We start from the raw sequence: 22834 nt of genomic DNA, 5'->3' as shown, positions 1-22834 counted from the left end.
GCCGCGCACACTGATCCATACCGTGCTGAACAAGTAGGCCGGCACACAGTACGGCGACATCCTCACCGTCGAACCGATCCCGCCCGTGCCCAGCGAGCCGGTGCGCCTGCAGGCGCCGGACCCGACGGGCGCGATCCGCACCTGATCGAGATCATCCGCCTGCTTCCGTCGCCCCCCGGGCCGGTCTCAGGAGCACCCGCCGGGCCGTCCAGACGCTCTTCCCACCACACCACGGAGTCTCAATGATGAAGTCAAGCCGCTTGCGTGACCGGCGGGGCGGAGGTGAACACCCGGTTGTCGCGCAGAAGTGCCCACAGAACGCCGGCCCGTCGGCGGGCCAGAGCGATGACGGCCTGGACGTGCTTGCAGCCCTCACCGCGCTTCTTGAGATAGAAGTCCCGGTTAGGTCCTTCGCGGATGATGCTGGTCTGCGCGGACATGTAGAACCCCCTGCGCAGGCGGCGGCTGTAGCGCTTGGGCCGATGCAGGTTGCCGGTGCGCCGTCCGGAGTCGCGGGGGACGGGCACCAGCCCGGCCGCGGAGGCGAGGTGGCCAGCATCCGCGTAGGCCGCAAGGTCACCTGCGGCGACGATGAACTCGGCGCCGAGTATGGGGCCCATGCCGGGCAGGGACTCGATGATCTCGGCCTGCGGATGGCTGCGGAAGGTGTCGCGGATCTGCTTGTCGATCCGTTTGAGCCGGTCGTCCAGATCCAGGATCTGGGCCGCCAGGTCGGCGACGATCTGTGCGGCGACGTCCTCCCCGGGCAGCGCGGTCTGCTGCGCCTGAGCCGCTTCCAGGGCGGTGGCCGCGACCGCGTCGGCACTGCGGACACTGCGGTTGGCGAGCCAGGCCGTCAGCCTCGCCCGACCCCGCCGGCGGATCGCGGCCGGGGTCTGGTAACCGGTCAGCAGCACCAGCGCGCCCTTGTGGCTGCTGTAGTCGAAGGCCTGCTCCAGGGCGGGGAAGACGCCGGTCAGCACGTCGCGAAGCCGGTTGATCATCCGCACCCGGTCGGCCACCAGGTCGGCGCGGTGGGCAGTCAGCAGCGCGAGGTCGGCGGCCAGCTGGGCGGGCACGTCAATGACAGCGAAGTCGCCACGGTGGCGGGCGGTCTCCGCGATGACGTAGGCGTCGCGGGCATCGGTTTTCGCCTCACCCCGGTAGGCGCCCGACATGCGGTTGACCGTGCGGCCCGGCACGTAGACGGCCCGCTGACCGTGCGCCGCGAGCAACGCCAGCAGCAGCGCGGAGGACGTCCCGGAGATGTCCACCGCCCAGTGGACCTCGTCCGCCAGGTCCAGGATCTCGCCGAGCGCGGTGAGGATCGTCGACTCGTCGTTGTCGACCTTCTTCGACCACAAGGTGGCGCCAGTGTCGTCGACCACCGCCGCCCAGTGGTAGCCCTTACCGGCATCGACACCGGCCCAGACTCGGGCCCGCCGCTTGCTCACTCGCCCCTCCTCGTTCCGCACAGCATGCCGTCGGCCCAAGGAACACCCCGCTGTCATCTCCATAAACAGCGACCGCACAAGGCGCGCACATCTCAATCAGCAGCCAGGGCGCCCCGGAGAGCCGGACGGCCACTCCGTGGGAGCCACTGAAGGCAAGAACCCATTAGCCACATCCGGCCCTCCCGGGCCGTGCAACACCTTATGGAGAATCCATGCCTGACGAAGCGGCGCGCGCCCGCCCAAGGTGTTTCGGTCGAAACACCTTCCGAGGGATCATCACACCGCAGGTGGTTCGCCAGACTGGGGCCAGGTGCGACGACGCTTCCTGACGTGCCGTTCATGACAACGGGTGCAGTCGTGATCAGGTCGGCCGTCGGCAGTGTCGCATGGGTGAGCATGTCGTCGAGGTCGTAGATCTCCGCCGGACCCGGCACGGACGGGACGACGGCCGCCGCCTCGTTTGGAGCGAGCACCGCCTCACCGAGTTCGGCGGCCACGGTCAGCGTCGAGGCGGCCAGCACGTAGTCGAGGAATCTCCGCCGCCCCACCCCGACCGCCGCGGGTTCTTGTCCCCGTCGCGCGGAGGGGGTCTCCATGTCCGTCAACTGTCCTCGCGGCGGTGCGTGTCGCCTGCCTTCACCACGGCTCCGTGTGATGCGCTTCCCGTTCCTGCACCCGCTTGAGGATCTCCCCGGTCGAGACCACCGGCAAGACCTTCGCGGCCCCGCACCCGCCCCCGATGACGACGTGGCCGCAGGTCTCACGTGATGTCCTTCGTTCCGTCATGTCTTGTGCACACGCTCATGGGTGCTGTCTCGGTGCGAACACGCCGTCGGTGATGCCACCGTTCACCCCGGGTCAGGAGTGGGTGCCCGACGGCTGCCCGTGCTGTCGGGTGACCGTCACGGTGACGTCGTAGCGTCCCTGGCCCGGTGGGCAGCGCATCGCCTCGCCGCACGAGTCGCGCTGGGCGGTGATGTGAACCGTGCCGGGCCGCAGGGCGGTGAATCGCGCGGAAGACGTGCCGCAGCCGCGGCCGGGCGGGCAGGTGGCGGTGGCTGTGGTCCCGCCGCCGACGGGCGTGAGCACCCGCGGGTTCGAGCTGGCGGGGGTCGACCAGTAGGCGCCGTGCAGTCGCACCACGATGAGCGTGCCGGCGGTCACCCGGACCGTGGTTCCGCGTGACCGTTCGTCGAGGGCGGCCGACCCGGTGGAGGACGCGGATGACGCGGAAGACGCGGGAGTGCGCGACGGCGGGGGAGGGGGCGATCCGGCGGGGCCGGACGAACAGCCGCCCAGGACGCCGGTCGCGGCTGCTGCGGCCACGGCGGCGAGCCCGGCGCGCAGTGCGCGCCGGGCGGGGCTCGTGCGGGCTGACGAAGGAAGCACGGGTCCTCCGGTGGATGCCGCCCGGAGCGGGCGCTGGGACGGGGGTGGGGGCGAGCCGTCGGCTCGCCCCCACCGTGCGGTGCGAGGTCAGGAGACGGTTACGTCGTCGTAGTAGGTGTACGTCGCGTCACCCGCGTAGTTGTCGTCCTTGTTGGTGAGGGTGAGCGTGTAGGTGTGGCCCGCGGTCACTGTGCCGGAGACCTGCTTCCAGCCCGCACCCTGGGTGCAGGTCTTGCCGAGCAGTGTCGTGGTGGTGCCCGCCGTGGTGTCCTGGAGGGTCGCCGTCGCCCAGTCGTAGCTCACGGTGTCCGGGCAGGTGACGTCGTACCAGAAGGAGACCTTGCTGCTGCCGGACGGGGCGGTGAAGGACTGGGAGACCGACGAGGTGTTCGTCGGGTTGGTGGAGCCGACCATCGCACCGTAGGTGCCGCTGTGCGCCGCCGAGGTGGTGGCGGAGGTGGTGCCGCTGGTCGTCCAGCCCGACAGGCTGCCGGTCTCGAAGGTGCCGTTGGTGAAGGTGCCGCCGGTGCCGCCGCCACCGCCACCGACGATCGGGTGGGAGATGGCGCAGTTGTTGGTGTCGTTGGACCAGCTCGCCTGCTCGGCGAAGGTACCGGTGCCCATCGTGACGTTGGCCGCCCCGCCCGTGCTGCCGGGCGAGATCCAGGCGCACTCGTCGGAGTTCTCCTGGCCGTTGTAGGAGCTGCCGGTCTGGTTGGTCCAACCGCCGGCCGGGTTCTGGTCGGACATCATCTCGTGCCATTCATGGCCGAGCGTCATGGTCCAGCCGTCCAGCGTGCCGGGCGAGTTGACGAAGCCGACGCCGCAGCCGGAGCCGGAGTCCATGTTGTACGGCTGGTTGCTGAACGCGATGTCCCCGTAGGAGGAGGACACCGGCCCGCCGGTGAGCGTGCTGTCGCCGTTGTAGTCGTGCCAGGCGCAGTACTGCCCCTGGTAGTTGTCCGGGTTGGTGTTGTGCGGCGAGAGGACGACGTAGTAGGCGTCCCGGTTGGACGCGGCGGTGGTGTTGCCGAAGTGCCCGGCCGCCTTGACGGCTTCGGCGCCGAGTTGGTGCCCGGTCGCGGCGCTGGGTGAGGCCGCCGAGTTGTCGTACCACACGCCGGCCAGTACGCCGCCGCTCTGGTACGGGATGAAGTTCGCGTTGGACGGGCAACTCGTGGCGCCCGCCGACACGTTCGGCCCGTCACACCACTGGGTGAGGTCCGCGGACCACAGCTCGTTCCCGGTGCCGATGCCCTTGAACATCTCCTGGGTGACCGGGGCCGCGCCGTCCGGGTCGCCGGAGAACGTGGCGTCGCCGTTGCCGTTGGTGCTCTGTGTGCCCCACTGCGAGCCGTAGAAGACCAGGTAGACCTTGGAGTGGCCGCTCTGGACACCGATGCCGTCGATGCCGCCGCCGTAGGACAGCGTCTCCGGTCCGGTCGCCGTGGTGGCCGCCGGCTGCTCGGCGGCCCAGGACTTCATCTTGGCGTTCTGCCGGATGGTCGGTATGGCACCGTGCCGGTACGGGTGCTGGTAGGCCGGGCTGTAGGGGTTGGGGCTCGCGGTGCGAGCCGGAACCTGGGTGGCGGCTGCCGCCTGGGGTACGAAGGCGAGTGCCACGCCGGTGACGAGGGACAACGACGCGAGACCGGTCAGGGTCGCGCGGGCTGCGCCGCGTATGTGGGGTCTGCCCATGGGTGTTGGGGCCCTTTCTTCGCACGGATCTCCGCCGTCGGTCCGGCGGAGGTGAGCTGAACGGGACGTCGACGGGGCGTATCACCCGGTATGCCTAACCCGGCCACCGACGTTGACGTCGGTTCCGCCGAGGAACAGGAGAAGAGGCCCGAGCCGCGCCGGGTGACTGCACGGGCGATGTGCTCGGCAGCTGGGGAAACTCACGCACGGCGTTGTGATGCGCGGGGGAACTCTCGTCCTGGACCTGACGAATGAAAAAGGCAGTGAGAAGGGTTCGCACTGCGACTTCTTGCTGGCCGGATTGGTGATGCCCTGTCAGACGCGGAGAAGCAAAGCAGTTTGACGGGTTCAGGTCAATGGGCGCGCGTGGCCTTCTCGTGGGGGGAGGTCGTGGCCCTCCCGGACGGGCGGCTTCGACGTCGACCGCCCGCTGATTCCGCAGGTCGAACGCGAAGTCCGGGCACGCGACGGCCGGTTGCCACGGCGAGGCCGACTGCGGGTCGTGGCAGGTCATTCATCGACTTGGGGCCTCCTATGAACCGGCTCTGAATTCGGTTAAGTCAGAGGAAATGCTCGGTCAAAGGGAAGTAATCGGCGTAGCAATTGGGTGTCGTGGCCGCTGTTCGGATTCCGCTCCCCTGATGAATCCCAGGCCTTGCCCCAGCTCTCCATACCCCTGGTCACCCACGCGGGGGCACGGCTGCCGCACCGGGCGCATCGCTCTTGACGCCCGTCCCGCCGACGCCTGCCGCGAGATACGCCGGACACTCATCGCCATCGAGGCGGCCGAGCTCCAGCGCCGCTACGAAGCGAACAAGATCGGCAACGCTACTTGGCGCCGGATCCAGCACGAACCCGGCCTCGAAGAGGGCGCGCGCCTGGTGGCAGAACGTCAGCAGCCGTGCCAGCGGGAGGGCGATCCAGTCCCGGGCGTCGCCCGTCGACTCGTCCAGCAGCGTCTGGGCGGGTGTCTGGACCAGTGCGTGCCTGCCCCGGCACGCGTGCCTCCCCCGGCATGGGAATCGCTGACCACCGAGGAGATCGACCGCATCAAGGTCGTGGTGCTGGCTGCGGTGCGTTCGGGCCGCAGCTGCGTGAGGTGTACGCCGAGGTGGGGATCACGTTCCCGACTCTGCTTCACCTGCGCCGGGCCGACCCGGAGTTCAACCGGGCAGTAATCGACAACTACTACCCGCGGGCTCGCAGACGCTGTTCGGTATCCGGCTGCCCGGCAACCAAGATCCGGGCCGAGAGCCTGTGCTCTCGGCACAACTACCAGTGGTACCGAACGGTGTAGGTCCAACACCCTGGGACCTCACCGGTGGCGGGCCGTTCCCCCAGGTCACAAGGGGTACGACATGGCAACGGCCACTCTGACTCGCTCCGCCCGGCAAGAATCGCGCCCTACCAGCGGTATGGAAACGACCACTCAAAACGGGTCTGCGCGTGCCACGGTCGCCCGTGGGTGGACCTGCTGCTACCCAAGTCCAAGATCGTGCGCGAGGGCGAGCGCGCGTTGTCCATCCGTGCACAGGAAGACCGGGGCCGTGAGTGGGCCGACGAACACGGGTACTGCGTTCGTAAGGTCTGGAGAGAGAACCTGTCCGCGTGGTCCGACGTGCAGCGCCCCAAGTACGACGCTGCCATGTCCGCCGTGCTGAACGGTGAGGTTCCGTAGTTGCCGCCCTGGTCGCAGGGGTGTTCCTCTGGCTCAACCACATGAAGGAGCAAGACGCCCAGGAGCGCGCTGCCATGGCGAGCACGAAGATCGTCTACATGGCAGACCCCGTGCAGAAGCTCGTCAAGCGCGCCGACGGCTCTTACTACAAGGCGACCCCCCCCGAGGCGGAGACTCCGTACACCGGCACCTACGACTGCACGACCATCGAAGACCACGACGTCGTCGTGCCCAGAAGCGTGTCGGTGAAAGAACAACGTGAGCAGCGTCAGTTCCCGTGGCACCACTCGACGTTCATCAACGACATCACCGTCCGAGTCATCCAGCCACACGAAGCAGACCGGACGCCGCGCGTCGAGCGGCTGCGCTGCACGGTCGAGCCCGTCGATGCGTCGAAGCCGAGCTACACCGGTGACCCGCACGACAGGAGTCGGCTGAAGATCGGGCCCGACCAGGAAGGCACGGACACAGGAAGCCTGAGTGGTCTCTTCTCGAACGACGGCCAGCAACTGTGCCAGGACCGGATCACGATCCTCGTGCCGGACGGCAGTATCCAGCCGTAGCCGACTGGGTGTTGCCCGGCACTCAAAATGCCGATGACTTCGGCATTCACGGTTCCGATGTTCGGCGACGACGACGCCCCGCCGACGGGGCGGCTCATCGGCAAGGTGCCGCCGCCCACGAACACCCGCCCTCGCCGGCATGCCACCGAACTCGTCGGCAATATCAACGCCGCAAACCCGCCCGCGACATGGGCATCTTGAAAGTCGCTCCACACCCCGGCCGCCCGGTTCGCCGACAAGGTGAACACCTCGGGCCCCTGGTCACTCCGCCGGGACTGCCCCGGCCCCTGCCACCCGTGGGACGGAGCCACCACTGCGAAGCGCCGGAACGCCGGTCACCGTGGCCTCGCCGGCGGCCGGCGGGAATCGTGCCTGACGCCGGTGCTACGCCCTGACGGCCTCGACGTCGCGCGGCGACCGCGGATCGATCTCGTAGTGGCTGCCGAACTGGCTGCTGAAACCGGTCACCCGCACGGTCTCGCCTTGCTGCAGTCCAGCGACCCCGATTCCCGTCTGCAGGTTGACGTAGATCTGCACCGCACCGGAGCCGTCGTCGACGAAGAACTTGTACCCGTACGGGAGGTCGCTCGCCGGCGCCTGGATGATCCTGCCGACGACCTTGACGATCCGTCCCTCAGTGGCCTCACCGATCCCCGCGGTGCTGACCCGTTTCGGTTTCACCGCCCGGCCCCGCGCGCCGAGTTCGACGCCGGAAGGGTCGGCCGGCGCCAGGGTGAGCAGCCCGGAACTGTCCCGGAGCGTGCCGGTGACGCGCGCGTGCCGGCACGGGCTGGCGTGCACGTCGGTCTGCAGGCTGACGTAGATCCCGGCGGTCCTGTCCTGGAGAGCGAACCCCTTGTCGCCGAAGCTCGATGCGAAGGCTCCCGAGGGAGTGCTCACCGTGCCCTCCACCGTGACCACCGTCCCCAGCGGCAGACTGCGCGCCTGGGCGATCGGGATCGCTGTCACCCGCGGCGCGGCAACCGCGGAACCGGCCCCCGGTGCGGACGTCGCGATCAGCGCGAGCAGTGGTACGACGAGCAGAGTGAGGAGACGACGGGACAGGCCCATGGGCTCTGGATTCCTTCCGTGGACGGACGACAACTGTCCGCCAATTCTTGCGGCTTGACTATCGGCGACCGGCGGCGCACCGGCGTGTCGAGGCGCTTCGTGCCCGAAGTCACGGGCCCGTTCGGTACGTCGTACGAGGTGCTGGTCGAGTGGGGACCTCGACCAGCACGTGATCCGACCGGCCTGGCGTGCGTGGCCGGAGGGGTCAGCCGAGGTGGAGGCAGGTCAGGACGACTCACCGCAGGGGGCCGATGTTCGAGAGGAGGAATACCTCTACCGCGACGAGTCACGGCTCAGGGCAGGGTCGCTGCTGACCTCCCGCACCATGGCGCGGCGTCTACCCTCGCTCGTACGGCGCTCGGTGCAGATGGCCTGGCGGGTGGACCGCGGCGCGACCATCGGACTGCTGGTGTGCCAGATCGGGACGGGCGTCCTCGCGGCCCTCGGCCTCCTGGCCGTCACGGGCACGATCACCGCGCTGATCTCCTCGGGCGACATCACCGAGCGGCTGTGGGGCGCCGCTCCGCAACTGAGCGTCATCGCCGCCACCACCGGCCTGCGCGCGCTGCTGGGCATCACCGTCGTCTGGCTGACCGGGCGTCTACGCCCGGTGCTCGGCCGGGCAGCGGAGCTGACGATGGTCGAGGCCGCGCTCGGAGCGGAACTGGCCGCCAACAACAAGCCCGGTTACAACGACGCCTACGACATCGCCGACCGCGGCGCCCAGGTCACCCCCGACCTCGTGGAAGAAGCACAGGACGTCCTCGCGGCGACCGCGACGCTCGCGGCCGGCGCAGCCGTCCTGGCCGTCCTGCACCCGCTGCTCCTCCCCCTCGTCTTCCTCGCATGCCTGCCGCAGGCCGCCGCCTACGTCCGGTCCGCCCGCGTGATCTACCTCGCCAGCCTGGAGACCTCCGGGCGGCGCCGGATGCTGGGCAAACTGCGATGGCACATGGCCTACATGGAGTCCAGCGAGGAGATGCGAGCCGGCCTGGCCGGCCCCTTTCTGATCGGCCAGTATCGGAAGCTGGCCGCCTCGGTCAACGCGGCCGAACGCAAGGCCGCCAACACCGGCGCCTGGACGGGACTGGCCGGAGCCGTCGCGGGCGGGATCGCCTCGACCGCCGTGTGGGCAGCACTGCTGTGGCTCCTGGCCTCAGGCCGCATGAGCCTGGCGGCCGGAGGCGGCGCCGTCTTCGCCCTCCAGACGGCCACCGGCTCGGTGCGCGGCATCATCAACGGCGGGGCCCGCCTGGTGCGCACCGGCTGGTACGTGCAGGACCGGCAGAACTTCCTCGACAACGCCCACGGCCAGGCGATGACCGACTCCCGCGGCACCGCGTCCCTGACCGCAGTCCCGGAGCGTTTCGAGGTCCGCGACGTCACCTACCGCTACGACGGCGCCCCGAAGGACAGCCTGAGCGGCGTCTCCCTCCACGTGCGCCGCGGCGAGATCGCGGCGCTGGTAGGAGAGAACGGCTCCGGCAAGACGACCCTCTCCCGCCTGCTGTGCGGACTGTTGCTGCCCACCGAGGGTGACGTGGCCTGGGATCACGCTTCCACGGCGGACCTGGACCCGTGGGGGTCGTGGGAGCACGTCGCTCTGGTGCCGCAGAAGTTCACGTATCTGCCGCTGACCATGCGCCAGCGCACGCAACTCGGCGGCCTCCTGGAAGCCCTCGACCGGCCCACCGACATCACCAGTCGCTCCACCTTCTCCGGCCACGTCACCTGCGGCGCCGTCGTCGATCCGCTCGGCCGCGTCCTGCACGTGCTGCACCTCGCGAGCGGGAAGGTCCTCGCTCCCGGCGGACACACCGAACCCGGAGACGACTCCCTGGCCGAGGCGGCCCTTCGGGAGCTGCACGAGGGGGTGCTCACGGAGGACCGGGACGGCTGCTGAGGTCGGTTGTGTGCGATGGGTCACTCCGGGCGTGATTTACGCGTCCGTAATGCGGAGGTCTCCGGCGGGATCAAGAGCACCTTGAGAGTGATCGTCACGGAAGCCGCTTTCCGTATCGCAGAAGTCCATCCCCGGCTTCTGCGTGCTCACGTCCCCTCTAGGAGTGCCCCGTGCCGCCGACTGCACCCTCCCTGCCGCGACGCGTCGCACGCATACTGCGTACCTCTCTCTTCGCGCAGGTCCTCTGCGCGCTCGTGCTCGGGATCGTCATCGGGAAGCTGTGGCCCGGCTTCGCCGCGGATCTCAAGCCGCTCGGCGACGGTTTCACCCGGCTCATCAAGACGATCATCTCGCCGCTGGTGTTCTGCGTGGTCGTCGTCGGCATCGCCAAGGCCGGTGACCTCAAGGCCTTCGGCCGGATCGGGCTCAAGGCCCTGATCTGGTTCGAGGTCGCGAGCACCGCGGCGCTGATCATCGGCCTGGTCGCCGCCAACGTCGTCCAGCCCGGCTCGGGGATGCATGTCGACCCGTCCACCCTGAGCACCAAGGCGGTCGACGCGAAGACGGGCGGCGCCGCGCTGCCCTCGACGACCGAGTTCGTCGTCAACGCGCTGCCCACCAGTTTCATCGGCGCGTTCGCCGAGAACTCCCTGCTCCAGGTGCTCATCCTGGCCTGTCTGGTGGGCGCCGCGCTGCTCCACCTCGGCCACACCAAGGTGCCGAAGGTCCTGCCCGCCGTCGAGCAGGCCCAGGAGATCATCTTCGCGATCGTCGGCTTCGTCATGCGCCTCGCCCCGATCGCGGTGTTCGGCGCGATGGCCGTCCTCATCGGCCAGTACGGGCTCGGCGTGATCAAGACCTACAGCGAGCTGATCATCCTGTGCTACGTCGCCGCCGCGCTGTTCGTCGCGCTGCTCGCAGTCGCCCTGCGCATCGTCACCGGGCTCAGCCTCTGGAAGTTCCTGCGCTACATCCGCGAGGAGATGCTTCTCGCGCTGGGCACCGCGTCCACCGAGTCCGTCATGCCGCGCGTGATGCAGAAGCTGCGCGGGGCCGGCGCCCGCGACGACGCCGTGGGCCTGGTGCTGCCCACCGGCTACTCCTTCAACCTCGACGGCGCCTCGCTCTACCTCTCCATCGGCACCCTGTTCATCGCCCAGGCCGTCGGCGTCGACCTCAGCCTGAGCCAGCAGATCACCGTCGTCCTGGTGCTGATGCTGACCAGCAAGGGCATGGCGGGCATCCCCGGCTCCGCCTTCCTCGCCCTGTCCGCGACCGCCTCCTCGCTCGGCGCCATTCCCGCCGGGGCGGTGGCGCTGCTGCTGGGCGTGGACCGGATCATGGACTCGATGCGGGTGGTGACGAACCTGCTCGGCAACTGTGTCGCCGTCTTCGCCGTCTCCCGCTGGGAGGGCGCGCTGGATGTGGAACAGGCGAAGAAGGTGCTGGACGGTTCAGCTGCCGCTGCCGCTGCCGAGTCGGAGGCCTCGGTGCTAGAACCGTCGGTGCGTGTCACCCAGTAGCTCTGGGCGCGTTGTTTCACGGCTGACGCGCAGGGCCGGGATCGATCCCGCGTCCGAACGGAGTTCCAGCACGTGGGCAGCTTTCCTGCGTTCCCAGGCCGACGCCCTTGTGGCGTGCGGCTTCTTCGAGATGGTCACCCTGACCGGGGCGCGGCTGTACGTGTTCGCGGTGATCGAGCACGCGACCCGCCGGATCCGGGTCCTGGGGGCCACCGCGCACCCGACCGCCTCCCGGGTGGTACAGGCCGCGAGGAATCTCGTCATGGACCTTGAGGAGTCGGGCTGCCGGGCACGGTTCCTCATCCGGGACCGGGACGGCAAGTTCCCCGAGTTGTTCGACAGCGTCCTGGAAGACGCGGGGATCGAGGTCGTACTCAGCGGCATCCGTATGCCGCGCATGAACTCGATCACGGAACGCTGGGTACTGACCTGCCGACCGATCACCGACCCGGACGCCATCGCCCACCTCGACGTACGACGACGCGACCGCCTCGGCGGAATCCTCCACGAGTACGAACATGCCGCGTGACCTTCGCGGACGAGTTTTCCGGCAAGAGCAATGTCACCGAGTTGCGGACCTGGCCGGATGAGCGCTTCAGAGTGTCGGCAGGCCGAGCGCGATCATGGTGGACGACAGTCCGTGCCAGGTGCGTACATCCCAGTCGGTGAGTTGCTGCCAGCGCTGAAGGCGGTACTTCACAGTGTTCGGATGCACGTGCAGGACGCGGGCTGTCGCGGTGAGCGAGAAGCCGTTCTCGGCGAACCTGAGTACGGTCTCTGCCAGGTCGGGGTGTTGTTGCGCGGCCTCTCGGCGCGGTTCGAGCAGCACCGCGAAGCGTTGCGCCGTGGGCGCCAAGGTGGCGAGCAGCCAGTGGTCTGCGAAGGATTTCACCTGTCCCGGATCCGCCAGGGGCAGCGCCGCTCTCGCGTCCGCCATGCTCATCGCGGCGCCGGGGAGCCCGGTCCGCGGCAGGCCGATGCCGAAGCTCGCGTCAGGGTTCTGCCGCTGGGCCGCTTCGACCACGGCCTGCGGCGGGATGTCCTGGACCAGGGCGATCATGAGGTTGCCGCGGGTCGCGCAGCGCAGCGTGCCCGGCCACCGGCGGTGCCGCAGATCCATCATGCGCTCGTCGGTCCAGGCCTCGGCCGGTGAGCACAGCGCCTGGAACCCGCCGGCAGGGTCGAAGGTGAGGGCGGCAGCCAGTTGCTCGAGGTCGACGCCGGCGGGCGCGGCGGTGGCAAGTCCGTCGAGGAACTGGTGGGTCAGTCTCAGGAGCGTGGCATCGGCAGCGCGGACGGCAACGCCGTACGCCTCGGCGGCCGCGCTGCTGGAAGCCTGCACCCACGTCCAGACCATCCCGACGATCGACAGGAGTTGCGCGCCGGCCTGGGTGTCGTGCGACTGAGCACGCGCGAGCAGTACGTTCCACATCTCGCGGTAGCCGACGTGGTAGGCCTCGATGAGGGCGTGCAGCGGCAGGCCGGTGGCGGCGCGTTCGGCTCCGAGCGCATGTGCGGCCTCGACCTCTTCGCGGGTGGGTGAGCGGCGTGCGGCCACGCCGGTCAGCAGTCCCTGGTAGTGACGGGTGACGTCGCGTTCCTGCTGCTCGCGGTCCACGATTCTGTAGCTCGGGATCTCGAGCCGTATGCGGTCGACGATCCTCGGGATCACCGTGGGCAGTTCTGCGGCGAGTGATGCGCAGAGTTCGACGACGGGCTGCCACGCCGCGGCGGTGTCGCCCTGCGCCCCGGCCCCTTCGGTCACGGGCTCCACCATGGCCCCTCCCGATATGTGGATTTCGTAGTGCTCTCTCTCGCGATTGCATGGCAGCGGCGCTGCGACCACGCCTCGACGATAGGAGATCAAGAACGCGCACGCTGCACTTTTGTGGACTTCGCAAAAACGGTGCCGGGAAGTTCTCGGATTCGGTTCTGGTCCCGCTGACCGGCCGTCAGCAGGCTGGACAGCGGACGCCGCAGGGGCCTGGCCTGGCCCCGGTGAGGGGTCCTGAAGATCCGGGTGCACGGGAGGACACGTGGAGACTCCGATGGAGTTCAGTCATGAATCGGTCGTGGTGCGACGCGGGCGGCGAAGCCGGCTGCCGATCGTCGTCGCAGTGCACTCCACTGCTCTCGGCCGTGCGGTCGGCGGCTGCCGGATGTGGGCGTACGACAGCTGGGAGGACGGCCTGCGCGACGCGCTGCGCCTGTCAGAGGGCATGACCCGTAAGTGTGCTGCCGCCGGACTGCCGAACGGCGGCGGCAAGACGGTCGTGGTCCTTCCCGCCGGGCGGAGCCTCACCGCGGAGGAACGCCGCGCGGCGCTGCACGATGTCGGCGACATCGTGGCGGAGTTCGGCGGCGCCTACGTGACCGGCCCCGACGCGGGTACCGGACCGGCCGACATGGCGGTCATCGGCGAACGGACCGAGCACGTGTTCTGCCGACCGCAGGCCGCCGGCGGAAGCGGTGACCCCTCGCCGTTCACGGCCCTGGGCGTCGTCGCCGCGCTGCGCTCGACCTGCCTGGCGCTGTTCGGCTCGCCGGCCTTGGCGGGCAGGAAATTCGCGGTGATAGGTCTCGGACACGTCGGGGAGCAGATAGCCCGGCAGTTGGCGGCCGCGGGAGCCGGCCTGATCCTGAGCGACGTCGACCCGGCGAAGCGCTCCCTCGGCGCGGAACTGGGCGCGGTGTTCGCCGCACCCGACGCGGCGGCCACCGCCGAGGTGGACGTGCTCGTCCCCGCCGCGCTCGGCGGCCTGCTGACCCGGGATCTGGTGGCGCGGCTGCGCTGCGGCGCGGTGGCGGGCGCGGCCAACAACCAACTGGCCGACCCCGGCGTGGCGGAGCTGTTGCGGGAGCGCGAGATCCTCTGGGCCCCCGACTACATCGCCAACGCCGGCGGTGTCGTCAACGCGGTCTCTCGCGAAGTCCTGGGCGACGAACCGGAGGAAGCGGTCAAGCGCATCGAGTCGATCGCCGACACGCTGACCGGCCTGTTCGAAACGGCCGCGCGCACGAAGATCACGACCGCGCAGGCCGCCGACGACCTCGCGCGCCGGCGCGTTGCCGCACCGGTTCCCACCGCGCCGGAACCGGCATGAACCCCCGGGTATACGTGTTGGCCCTGGCCACTTTCACCGTCGGCACCGAGGGGTATGTCATCGCCGGCGTGCTGCCGGAGGTCGCGCACTCCATGCATGTGTCCGTGTCGGTGTGCGGGCAGCTGGTCACGGTCTTCGCGCTGGTCTACGCCCTGGGCGGGCCGCCGCTGATCGGCGCGTTCCGCAGAGTGCCGCCGAAGTCGGTGCTGATCGGGGCCATGCTGGCTTTCGCGCTCAGCAACGCCCTCGCGGCGTGCGCACTCGACTATGCCGTGCTCGCCGCGGCGCGCGTGCTGGCCGCGTTGAGCGCGGCCCTGCTGGCCGCGCCGGCCGCCGCCGCCGCGGCGGCGCTGTGCCGTCCGCAGGACATGCCCAACGCGATCGCGGTCACCGCCAGCGGCAACGCGCTGGCGCTCACTCTGGGCGCGCCGATCGGCACCTTGATCGGCGGACTGTTCGGCTGGCGGGGTACGTTCCTGTTCGTCACGGTCCTGGCGCTGGTCACTGCGTTGATGCTGGCGGCTTTGCTGCCGACGGTGCCGGTGGCTCCCGTCGGCACCGGCCGGGCCGAACTGCTGCGCAACCCGGCCGTCCGGTGGAGTCTGCTGACCACCTTCGGGGTCTTCCTCGCCGCGTACTGCACCTACACGTATCTTGCGCCGATCGTCGAGCGGGCGACCGGGATGGGAAGTCAGGGTGTCGCGGCGCTGATGATCGTCTTCGGTGCGGGTGCGTTGCTGGCCGGGCGCACGATCGGCAGGATCCTGGTCAAGGTGCCCGTGGCACGGGTGCTGCGCGTGGCTCTCTCGCTGATGGCGCTGCTCCTCGCAGCCATTGCCGTCGGCACTGCCTGGCATGCTCGCACCACCGCGGCGATCGCCGCGTTTCCGGCGCTGTTCTGCCTGGGTGCCGCCTGGTGCTGCGGCGGGGTCTCCCAGCAGACACGGATCGCCGCCCTGGCGCCCGCGCAGCGGTCCCTGGCGCTGGGGGTGCACTTCTCCGTGCAGTTCCTGGGAGTCGCCGTCGGCGGTGCCGTCGGCGGCCTCGCCCTGTCGACGGGGGGACCGGTGGCCGTTCCAGCCCTGTCTGCGCTGATCGCGTGCGTATCGCTGCTCTCCGTGCGGCGGACCGTTCCGGAACCGGCCGAGACGCCGGCTCGCGAGGCGCCCGCGAGGATCCCGCGGTGATCACCACGCGGGAGTGAGCAGGGGGACCAGCCCGGAGAGTTACTCAGAAGCGCCTTCGCATGCGGAGGCGCTTCTGGTGTGTCAAGGGTTGCTCCTGGGGTGCGGAGGCTCCGAATAGTTGGCACCGTCGTTCGGTGAAATCCACAGAATGGCAAGCCTCAGATGTGCGAGAACTGCAACCGGCGATTACGTATTGCCTGCTCGGCGCGCACAAGATGTGCCGTGAAACAAGGACTTAATATCGACTCCGTTGTGCTGCCGAATGCGGCCATTGTCAAGTCGCCTGAGGGGCCTGTAAGTTCGAGTTGAACGAGCAATAAAGGGCCCGCGGCTCTCCTCAACCGAGCCGCGGCTGCCAATGGGGTGCGTCAGCCGCAGGTCGGGGCGTTCTGGGGGATTGCTTATTCGAAGTCCCCGCTGATCTGGGTTGACTTCAAGCGTTTGGAGAGCTGCCATGCAAGTTTTGCGTGATGCTCGGTTGGATCACGTCGAGTTCTATGTCGAAGACATTGACGCGACCGTCAAAGATCTCGTGTCGAAATACGTCTTCCAGATAGCGGGAACGTCGAGCGCGAGCATCCAGTCCCACCGCTCGATTGCGTTGAGGCAAGGGGGCATCGTGCTCCTGCTCACCCAGGGGCTGACCGAGGATTCCCCGGTGTCCACCTGGGTCCGCACCCATGGCGACGGCGTGGCCAACATCTGGCTGCGCACGCCGTCGGTCGATGCGGCCTTCGCGGAGGCCGTGGCCAACGGCGCCGAAGCCGTGCTTCAGCCGGTCGAGCGCGCCGGTGTGCTGGTCGCCGGTTTCGGTGCGTTCGGCGATGTCCAGCACGGCCTGGTCGAACGCCCGGATGATGCCGCACCTGGCCAACTGCCGCCGGGCATCGTCCCGGCACCGGAGTCTGCGGCGCAAGTGCCTGCGGAATTCGGTGTGCTGGACCACTTCGCCTACCTCGTCGGAGCCGGCGACCTTCGGAACGCGGTGAAGTTCTATGAATCCGTCCTGGGTTTCTCGGTGATTTTCGAGGACCGGACCATGGTCGGCGGTCAGGGTATGGATTCCCAGGTCGTGCGCAACGCCGCGGGCGACGTCACGTTCACCATCGTCGAGTCCGCCGCGAAGCCGGGGCAGTCCCTGGACTTCATCGCGGAGTTCGTGCAGAACAACGCCGGGCCCGGGGTCGAGCACATCGCGTTCAGCTGCGCGGACATCGTGACGGCCGTTCAGAAGCTGCGCGGGCGCGGGGTGGACTTCCTCGACACTCCGGGCGCTTACTACGACCTGCTGCCGGACCGCCTCGGCGGCGTAGCCCGTCACGAGCTCGAGCAACTGCGCGAACTGGGCATCCTCGCCGACCGGGACCACGGCGGCGAGTTGTTCCAGATCTTCACGCACTCCACGCATCCGCGCAACACCTTCTTCTTCGAGGTGATCGAGCGGGTCGGTGCCGAGACCTTCGGCAAGGGCAACGTCAAGGCGTTGTTCGAGGCCAGGAAGGCGGAGCGGAGCCAGCGGGAGGAACGGTGACGGAGGTGACGGAGGCCGGGCAACCGAGTCGGCCGCAATCCGTGGCCGAGTTCTCCGACGCGGCCTGCGACGTGATATCGCCCGCCGCTTGGGATTTCATCTCCGGCGGCAGCGGTGCCGAGCGGAGCGTGGCGGCCAATCTGCGCGCCTTCGACAACCTGTACGTGGCGCCGCGGATGCTGCGGGACGTATCGCATGTGTCGACCGCATCCCGCCTGGTCGGCACCGAAGCGAGCCTGCCGGTGGCCATCGCGCCGATGGCCTACCACGGGCTGGTACATCCGCAGAGCGAGGCGGCCACCGCACGCGCGGCGAAGACGGCGGGCGTACCGTTCACCGTGGCGATGCTCAGCGGGACACCGGTGGAGCGCATCGCCGAGTCGGGTGCCGACCTGTGGTTCCAGCTGTACTGGCTGCGGGATCGGGGCGCCACGAAGGAACTGGTGAGCCGGGCCGAAGCCGCGGGCTGCCAGGCGCTCATGCTCACCGTCGACGTGCCCCGACTGGGCCGCCGCCTCAAAGACCAGCGCAACGGCTTCGCGCTGCCGCCCGACGTCTACGCCGCCCACTTCCGCGGCGAGGCCGCGATCGGAGCGCAACGGGCCCCGGCCGGAGGTTCGGCCGTCGCCTCGCACACCACCGTGATGTTCGACCCCTCATTGGCGTGGAGCGACATCGAATGGCTGCGGGAGCGCACCCGGCTGCCGCTCGTCGTGAAGGGCATCCTGACCGGCGAGGACGCCCTCATGGCGACGCGCTCGGGCGTGGACGCGCTGGTGGTCTCCAATCACGGCGGGCGTCAGCTCGACGGAGCCGTGCCCGGACTCACGGTGCTGCCGGAGATCCGGGCCGCAGTGGGAGACACGGTGGAAGTACTCGTCGACGGCGGCATCCGATCAGGCTCGGACGTACTCAAGGCCCTCGCTCGCGGCGCCGACGGCGTCCTGCTGGGGCGGCCGATCCTCTACGGGCTCGCCGTCGGCGGCGAGTCGGGCGTCGACGCCGTGCTGTCGCTGCTGCGCGAGGAACTCGAGACGGATCTCGCCCTGTCCGGCTGCCGTACCGTCGGCGAAGCCGCCCACCTGACAACCTACGAATTCAGCGCTTCCAGCAGTACGGGGACTGCATCATGGTGAAGGGCATCATCAAGACGCTCGGACCGTCGGGGACGGACGCGCACGCGGAGGCCGTCCGCATCGGGGGCGAGAATATCGAGCTCTTCCCCTCCTTCCGCGCCGCCATCGATGATTCCGAGACACACGGCGGCAGGGCGCTGGTCGCCGCCGGGTATCTGGACATGAACAACGGGTCAGTGATCGACTCCTGGGTCGACCTTCATTTCAGCAAGCTGCGTTCGATGACGATGGTCGGGGTCTGGGAGTCGCCGACCAAGCCCATGTGCGTCGCGGTCCATTCGGACTTCTCCGGCGGGATCGCGGACATCCGCTCGGCGGCGTCCCACCCGGCCACCCTGCAGTTCGTGCGCGAGCACATGCCGGCCGACGTGGTGGTCTCGACGGTCCGGGCGAAGCCGGAAGCCGCGCGGCTGGTGAGCGAGCAGGCCGTCGATGCCTGCATCGGATCGGTGGACGTCGTCGAATCCATCGAGAATCTGAAGATCTTGAAGAAGCTGGAGGCGACGATGGTGTGGTGCCTGTATGAGCATCGCTGACGTCGCCGAGGACGCGTGGGTCCGGATCGGGGCCCTGCGGGTCGCGCGCGCGTTCCGGGATTTCGTGGAACGGGAGGCTCTCCCCGGCATCGGCGTGGCTGCCGGGGAGTTCTGGGCCGGATTCGAGCAGCTGATCGACGACCTCGCGCCGCGCAATCGCGCACTGCTGGACCGGCGCCGCGCACTGCAGGACAGCGTGGACGCCTGGCACACCGAGCACCGCGGCGAGGACTTCGACGCGGACGCGTATCGCCGGTACCTGACCGAGATCGGTTACCTGGTCGCGACACCGGAGCCCTTCTCCGTGGACACCGCCGGTACGGACGCGGAGATCACGCGGATCGCCGGTCCGCAGCTGCTGGTGCCGGTGGTCGACGAGCCCTTCGTGCTCGAAGGGGTCAACGCCCGATGGGGATCGCTGTATCGCGCCCTGTACAAGACCGACGTGATTCCTCAGGGCGACACCGGTGAACGCCGCGAGGCGGTCATCGACTTCGCCCGAGGCCTTCTCGACGTGATGGCGCCGCTCGACGAGGGCTCGCACGCGAAATCGACGCGCTATCAAGTCGCCGACGGTGCGCTGCGCGTGCAGATGGCCGACGGCAGGTTCAGCACACTGGCCCCTGCGGCGCGGCTGGCCGGATTCCGCGGTGATCCAGCTCGGCCGTCGGTCGTGCTGATCGAACATCATCACCTGCACGTCGAGATCCAGTTCGACCCGGATGGCGCGTTCGGCCGTCTCGACGCGGCCGGCATCCAGGATGTGGTCCCGGAATCCGGGATCTCCACGATCATGGACTTCGAGGACTGCGTCGCTGCCGTTGATGTCACGGACAAGATCGAGGTCTACCGCGCTTGGTTGCGTCTGATGCGCGGCAGCTACACCACGCGGCACGGTGGCGGCATGCATCCCGATCGCCGGTACACCGCCCCGGACGGCAGCCGCATATCGCTGCCCGGGCGGGCACTGCTGTTCGCCCGGATCGTCGGGCAGTTGATGACCACGGACGCGATCCTCGACCACGAGGGCGCCGAGGTGCCGGAAGTCATCGTCGACGCGGTGATCGCCACCCTCGCGGCGCTGCACGACCTGCGGGGCGACACCTCCCGCGTGAACTCCCGTGCCGGTGCGGTGTATCTGGCGGTGCCGAAACTGCACGGGCCTGACGAGTTCGCCTTCATCGATGAGCTCTTCGGCCGCATCGAGCGCTTGCTCGGACTGCCGGATCACACGGTGAAACTCGGTCTCCTTGACGAGGAGCGGCGCACCACCGTCAACCTGGCGGCGTGCCTCGAGGCGGTACGGCATCGAGTCGTCTCCACCAACAACGGCCTGCTCGACCGAACTGCCGACGAGATCCACACGTCGATGGCGGCCGGGCCCATGGTGCCCAAGACCGCCATGAAGACCCAAGACTGGCAGATGGCGTACGAGCAGTGGCACGTCGACACCTGCCTGGCCCATGGCCTTCAGGGGCGGGCACTGATCGGTCTCGGCATGTGGCCCACGCCCGAGCGGATGAGCGACCTGTTCGCGTCCAAGATCGGCCAGCTCTCTCTGGGCGCGGGGACGACCTGGGTGCCGACCGCCGTCGCCGCGACTCTGCACGCCGTGCACTACCACCAGGTGGACATCGCCGACGTGCAGCGCGAGATCGCGGCGGCCGGACCGCGACGTTCGCTCGGCGAGCTCCTGCGCCCGCCGGTCGCCGAAACCCTCACCGACCTGCGGAGGGAGTTGGACGCCCACTGCTACACCGTTCTCGGCTATGCGGTGCGCTGGGTCGAGCGTGCCGTCGCCAGTTCCCCGATGCCCGCCTTCGACGGTGTCGTCGTACTCGAAGACCGCGCCACGATACGGATGTCGACCCAACTGCTGGCGAACTGGCTGCACCACAACGTGATCACCGTGCGGGATGTGGACGAGGGTCTACGCCGGACGGCGGCGGTCCTCGACGAGCGCCTCCACGACGAACCGGGTTACCGGCCGCTGCTCCCTGCACGGGAAGCCTCCCTCCCGTGGCAGGCGGCCCGCGAACTGATCATCCGGGGCGCGACGGCGCCGAACGGCTATACCGAACCGGTGCTGTACCGATTCCGTCGCGAACAGAAGGCCCGGACAGCGTGATGCGGCCGAACCGACGAGAGCGAGAAGGGGAGACCTCGTGCACGCAGTAGTGGTGACCGAGCCCGGCGGCCCTGATGCCCTTCGTTACCGGCGGATGCCGGACCCGGTTCCCGCGCCGGGCGAGGTGCTGGTGCGGACCAGAGCGATCGGCGTGAACTACCGCGACGTGTACGTGCGCAGAGGGGAGTACCCCGCTGAACTCCCCGTTCCGGGCCTCGAAGGAGCAGGCGAGGTCGTGGCGGCGGGCGAGGGAGCCGAGGTCGCCGTCGGGGATCGAGTGGCCTGGGCGTACGGCAGGGCCAGCTACGCCGAACTCGTGGCCGTGCCGGCCGATCAGTGCGTGCCGGTGCCCGACGGGATCGACTGGCAGGTCGCAGGTGGGGCGCTGCTGCAGGGAATGACCGCGCACTACCTCTTGGAGTCGGTGTACCGACCGACGCCGGGAGACTCGATCCTGGTTCACGCGGGTGCCGGCGGCATGGGCCAGCTTCTGGTGCAGTGGGCCGCGGCGCGAGGTGCCGAGGTGATCACCACCGTGTCCACCGACGAGAAGGAGAAGCTCGCCCGGGAGGCCGGGGCCTGGCACGTGCTGCGATACGGAGACGATCTCGCCGAACATATCCGGGAACTGACGGGCGGCGAAGGTGTCTCCGCCGCCTACGACGGCGTCGGTGCGGCCACCTTCGAGTCGAGCCTCGCCTCGCTTCGGCCGCGGGGCACACTCGCGTTGTTCGGATCCGCGAGCGGCCGAGTGCCGCCGTTCGATCTGCAGCGTCTCGCCGAACTGGGTTCGCTGTTCGTGACCCGGCCGGTGCTGCCGCACTTCGTCCGTACCCGCGCTGAGGTTCTGTGGCGCGCGAACGAGGTCTTCAGCGCGATATCCGAAGACATACTGCGCATACGGTTCGGTGGCACCTACGCCTTGCCCGACGCGGCGCAGGCCCATCGGGCGATCGAGTCCCGCGCCACAGCCGGTTCACTCGTGCTGCTGCCGGCATGATGGTGGACCTTGGCTTGACTCTGAGGTGGAAACCTCCCGCAGTTGAACGTCAGGCTGCGGGAGGTTCGGCGGTGATCTGGTAGCACTGCCCCGTCACCTGCCTGGCGCCGTCGTACCGGCAGTTCCGCGCACTTTTCCTGGCAATGGCTCGTTGGGACACGCGAGACACCGATCGGCTCTGGCCCGCTGACCACTGCGGCAGACGGTAAGGGCCCGGCGTCCCGAAGCCGGGATGCCGGGACCTTACCGGGGCGCGCGATCAGGCGGGGCGGATGTTCTCAGCCTGCGGGCCCTTCTGGCCCTGCGTGACGTCGAACTGGACCTTCTGGCCCTCCTGCAGCTCGCGGTAGCCCTGGCTGGCGATGTTGGAGTAGTGGGCGAAGACGTCGGGGCCACCGCCCTCCTGCTCGATGAAGCCGAAGCCCTTCTCGCTGTTGAACCACTTCACTGTGCCCTTGGCCATGACTGTCTCCTTGAGGGAAACCGGGCACGCACTCTGCGTGACCGGGAGGTGATCGCCCTGGTCCGGAGAGGCGCTGAACAGCAAGAACGCCCGTGAGGCGATCACGGGCGAACGGAACTTCGGAACCACGACTGCTGACCAAAACGCTATAACGGCATGACGGAAGCCGCTAGCGAAAACGCGCCAGCATCCGGGTCGAGTTCGATGGGGCATCACATCGGGTTCCGGCATGGCGGGCGGGGGCGGCGAGCGCTTCGGGGACACTGCCATCTGTCTGCCTGGCGAAGGAAGCTGCCCCGGGGCCCTCTCGGCCCACTTGCTCGTGAGCGCCGAGGGCACCCGCGTCTCGACCACTTCGAGTGGACCAACGCCGAGGCCCGCCGGGAGGTGACGAACGCCGGAAGACGCGACAGGGTGCACGAGATCTTCTCCAGCACCGGGCGAACGGTTCGGCCACGGAAGGTGGTACC

At 69.0% G+C, this 22834-nt stretch carries 19 protein-coding genes; 13 read left to right on the top strand and 6 right to left on the bottom strand.

All coding sequences use genetic code 11. The annotated features are described in order from the left end of the window. Nucleotides 1-251 precede the first annotated feature (251 nt). The 3 genes from ACFC8N_RS18090 to ACFC8N_RS18080 all read right to left on the bottom strand — a co-directional run bounded on the left by ACFC8N_RS18090 (nucleotide 252) and on the right by ACFC8N_RS18080 (nucleotide 4541). Nucleotides 252-1454 (bottom strand): IS110 family transposase, encoded by a 1203-nt coding sequence (locus tag ACFC8N_RS18090; RefSeq protein WP_376288753.1) that lies wholly within the window; start codon nucleotides 1452-1454, stop codon nucleotides 252-254. Nucleotides 1455-2312: 858 nt separating this feature from the next. Continuing rightward, nucleotides 2313-2843, bottom strand: a complete 531-nt coding sequence (locus ACFC8N_RS18085; RefSeq protein WP_376288752.1) for a hypothetical protein — start codon at nucleotides 2841-2843, stop codon at nucleotides 2313-2315. 87 nt (nucleotides 2844-2930) lie between these two features. Beyond that, the gene (locus tag ACFC8N_RS18080) at nucleotides 2931-4541 is read right to left on the bottom strand and encodes a hypothetical protein (RefSeq protein WP_376288751.1); all 1611 of its coding nucleotides are present in this window, start codon (nucleotides 4539-4541) and stop codon (nucleotides 2931-2933) included. 1465 nt (nucleotides 4542-6006) lie between these two features. Between ACFC8N_RS18080 and ACFC8N_RS18075 the strand changes: the two genes are divergently transcribed. The 3 genes from ACFC8N_RS18075 (at nucleotide 6007) to ACFC8N_RS18065 (ending at nucleotide 6983) form a co-directional block, all read left to right on the top strand. Further along, nucleotides 6007-6219, top strand: coding sequence for a hypothetical protein (locus tag ACFC8N_RS18075; RefSeq protein ID WP_376288750.1), 213 nt, complete (start codon nucleotides 6007-6009; stop codon nucleotides 6217-6219). Between the two features lie 74 nt (nucleotides 6220-6293). After that, nucleotides 6294-6782: a hypothetical protein gene (locus tag ACFC8N_RS18070; RefSeq protein ID WP_376288749.1), complete on the top strand. Its 489-nt coding sequence runs from the start codon at nucleotides 6294-6296 to the stop codon at nucleotides 6780-6782. 33 nt (nucleotides 6783-6815) lie between these two features. Next, nucleotides 6816-6983 (top strand): hypothetical protein, encoded by a 168-nt coding sequence (locus ACFC8N_RS18065; RefSeq protein WP_376288748.1) that lies wholly within the window; start codon nucleotides 6816-6818, stop codon nucleotides 6981-6983. 183 nt (nucleotides 6984-7166) lie between these two features. Here the strand turns inward: ACFC8N_RS18065 and ACFC8N_RS18060 are convergent, their stop codons facing one another. After that, nucleotides 7167-7853 (bottom strand): hypothetical protein, encoded by a 687-nt coding sequence (locus ACFC8N_RS18060; RefSeq protein WP_362823795.1) that lies wholly within the window; start codon nucleotides 7851-7853, stop codon nucleotides 7167-7169. Nucleotides 7854-8067: 214 nt separating this feature from the next. Here ACFC8N_RS18060 and ACFC8N_RS18055 point away from each other — a divergent pair, with 214 nt between their 5' ends. The 3 genes from ACFC8N_RS18055 to ACFC8N_RS18045 all read left to right on the top strand — a co-directional run bounded on the left by ACFC8N_RS18055 (nucleotide 8068) and on the right by ACFC8N_RS18045 (nucleotide 11808). Beyond that, a complete protein-coding gene (locus ACFC8N_RS18055; RefSeq protein ID WP_376288747.1) occupies nucleotides 8068-9756 on the top strand; it encodes an ATP-binding cassette domain-containing protein in 1689 nt (562 codons plus the stop codon). Nucleotides 9757-9926: 170 nt separating this feature from the next. Beyond that, the gene (locus ACFC8N_RS18050) at nucleotides 9927-11279 is read left to right on the top strand and encodes a cation:dicarboxylate symporter family transporter (RefSeq protein WP_376288746.1); all 1353 of its coding nucleotides are present in this window, start codon (nucleotides 9927-9929) and stop codon (nucleotides 11277-11279) included. 130 nt (nucleotides 11280-11409) lie between these two features. Further along, nucleotides 11410-11808, top strand: coding sequence for an integrase (locus tag ACFC8N_RS18045; protein WP_376288745.1), 399 nt, complete (start codon nucleotides 11410-11412; stop codon nucleotides 11806-11808). A gap of 66 nt (nucleotides 11809-11874) precedes the next feature. On the opposite strand, the gene ACFC8N_RS18040 is transcribed toward ACFC8N_RS18045, so the two are convergent. Further along, nucleotides 11875-13125 carry a PucR family transcriptional regulator gene (locus tag ACFC8N_RS18040; protein WP_376288744.1) on the bottom strand — a complete coding sequence of 417 codons (1251 nt, stop codon included), beginning with the start codon at nucleotides 13123-13125 and terminating at the stop codon, nucleotides 11875-11877. Nucleotides 13126-13327: 202 nt separating this feature from the next. Here ACFC8N_RS18040 and ACFC8N_RS18035 point away from each other — a divergent pair, with 202 nt between their 5' ends. The 7 genes from ACFC8N_RS18035 to ACFC8N_RS18005 all read left to right on the top strand — a co-directional run bounded on the left by ACFC8N_RS18035 (nucleotide 13328) and on the right by ACFC8N_RS18005 (nucleotide 21901). Next, entirely contained in the window at nucleotides 13328-14383 is a 1056-nt protein-coding gene (locus tag ACFC8N_RS18035) for a Glu/Leu/Phe/Val dehydrogenase dimerization domain-containing protein (protein WP_376288743.1), read from the top strand. Next, the gene (locus ACFC8N_RS18030; protein WP_376288742.1) at nucleotides 14380-15570 is read left to right on the top strand and encodes an MFS transporter; all 1191 of its coding nucleotides are present in this window, start codon (nucleotides 14380-14382) and stop codon (nucleotides 15568-15570) included. The genes ACFC8N_RS18035 and ACFC8N_RS18030 overlap by 4 nt, the downstream gene beginning before the upstream one ends. A gap of 478 nt (nucleotides 15571-16048) precedes the next feature. Continuing rightward, complete coding sequence (gene hppD / locus ACFC8N_RS18025; protein WP_369393070.1) at nucleotides 16049-17101, top strand: 4-hydroxyphenylpyruvate dioxygenase; 1053 nt, start codon at nucleotides 16049-16051, stop codon at nucleotides 17099-17101. Beyond that, nucleotides 17098-18237 (top strand): alpha-hydroxy acid oxidase, encoded by a 1140-nt coding sequence (locus tag ACFC8N_RS18020; protein WP_376288741.1) that lies wholly within the window; start codon nucleotides 17098-17100, stop codon nucleotides 18235-18237. The genes hppD and ACFC8N_RS18020 overlap by 4 nt, the downstream gene beginning before the upstream one ends. Continuing rightward, nucleotides 18231-18773 (top strand): hypothetical protein, encoded by a 543-nt coding sequence (locus ACFC8N_RS18015; protein ID WP_356035358.1) that lies wholly within the window; start codon nucleotides 18231-18233, stop codon nucleotides 18771-18773. Before ACFC8N_RS18020 ends, ACFC8N_RS18015 begins: the two co-directional genes overlap by 7 nt. Continuing rightward, nucleotides 18760-20901 carry a malate synthase G gene (locus tag ACFC8N_RS18010; RefSeq protein WP_376288740.1) on the top strand — a complete coding sequence of 714 codons (2142 nt, stop codon included), beginning with the start codon at nucleotides 18760-18762 and terminating at the stop codon, nucleotides 20899-20901. The genes ACFC8N_RS18015 and ACFC8N_RS18010 overlap by 14 nt, the downstream gene beginning before the upstream one ends. 94 nt (nucleotides 20902-20995) lie before the next feature. Continuing rightward, nucleotides 20996-21901, top strand: coding sequence for a quinone oxidoreductase (locus ACFC8N_RS18005; RefSeq protein ID WP_376288789.1), 906 nt, complete (start codon nucleotides 20996-20998; stop codon nucleotides 21899-21901). A gap of 259 nt (nucleotides 21902-22160) precedes the next feature. On the opposite strand, the gene ACFC8N_RS18000 is transcribed toward ACFC8N_RS18005, so the two are convergent. Further along, nucleotides 22161-22364: a cold-shock protein gene (locus ACFC8N_RS18000; protein ID WP_364829291.1), complete on the bottom strand. Its 204-nt coding sequence runs from the start codon at nucleotides 22362-22364 to the stop codon at nucleotides 22161-22163. Nucleotides 22365-22834: the final 470 nt, after the last annotated feature.

Source organism: Streptomyces sp. NPDC055966 (assembly GCF_042269865.1).
Lineage (GTDB): Bacteria > Actinomycetota > Actinomycetes > Streptomycetales > Streptomycetaceae > Streptomyces.
This window is presented reverse-complemented; position numbering and strand designations above follow the sequence as displayed.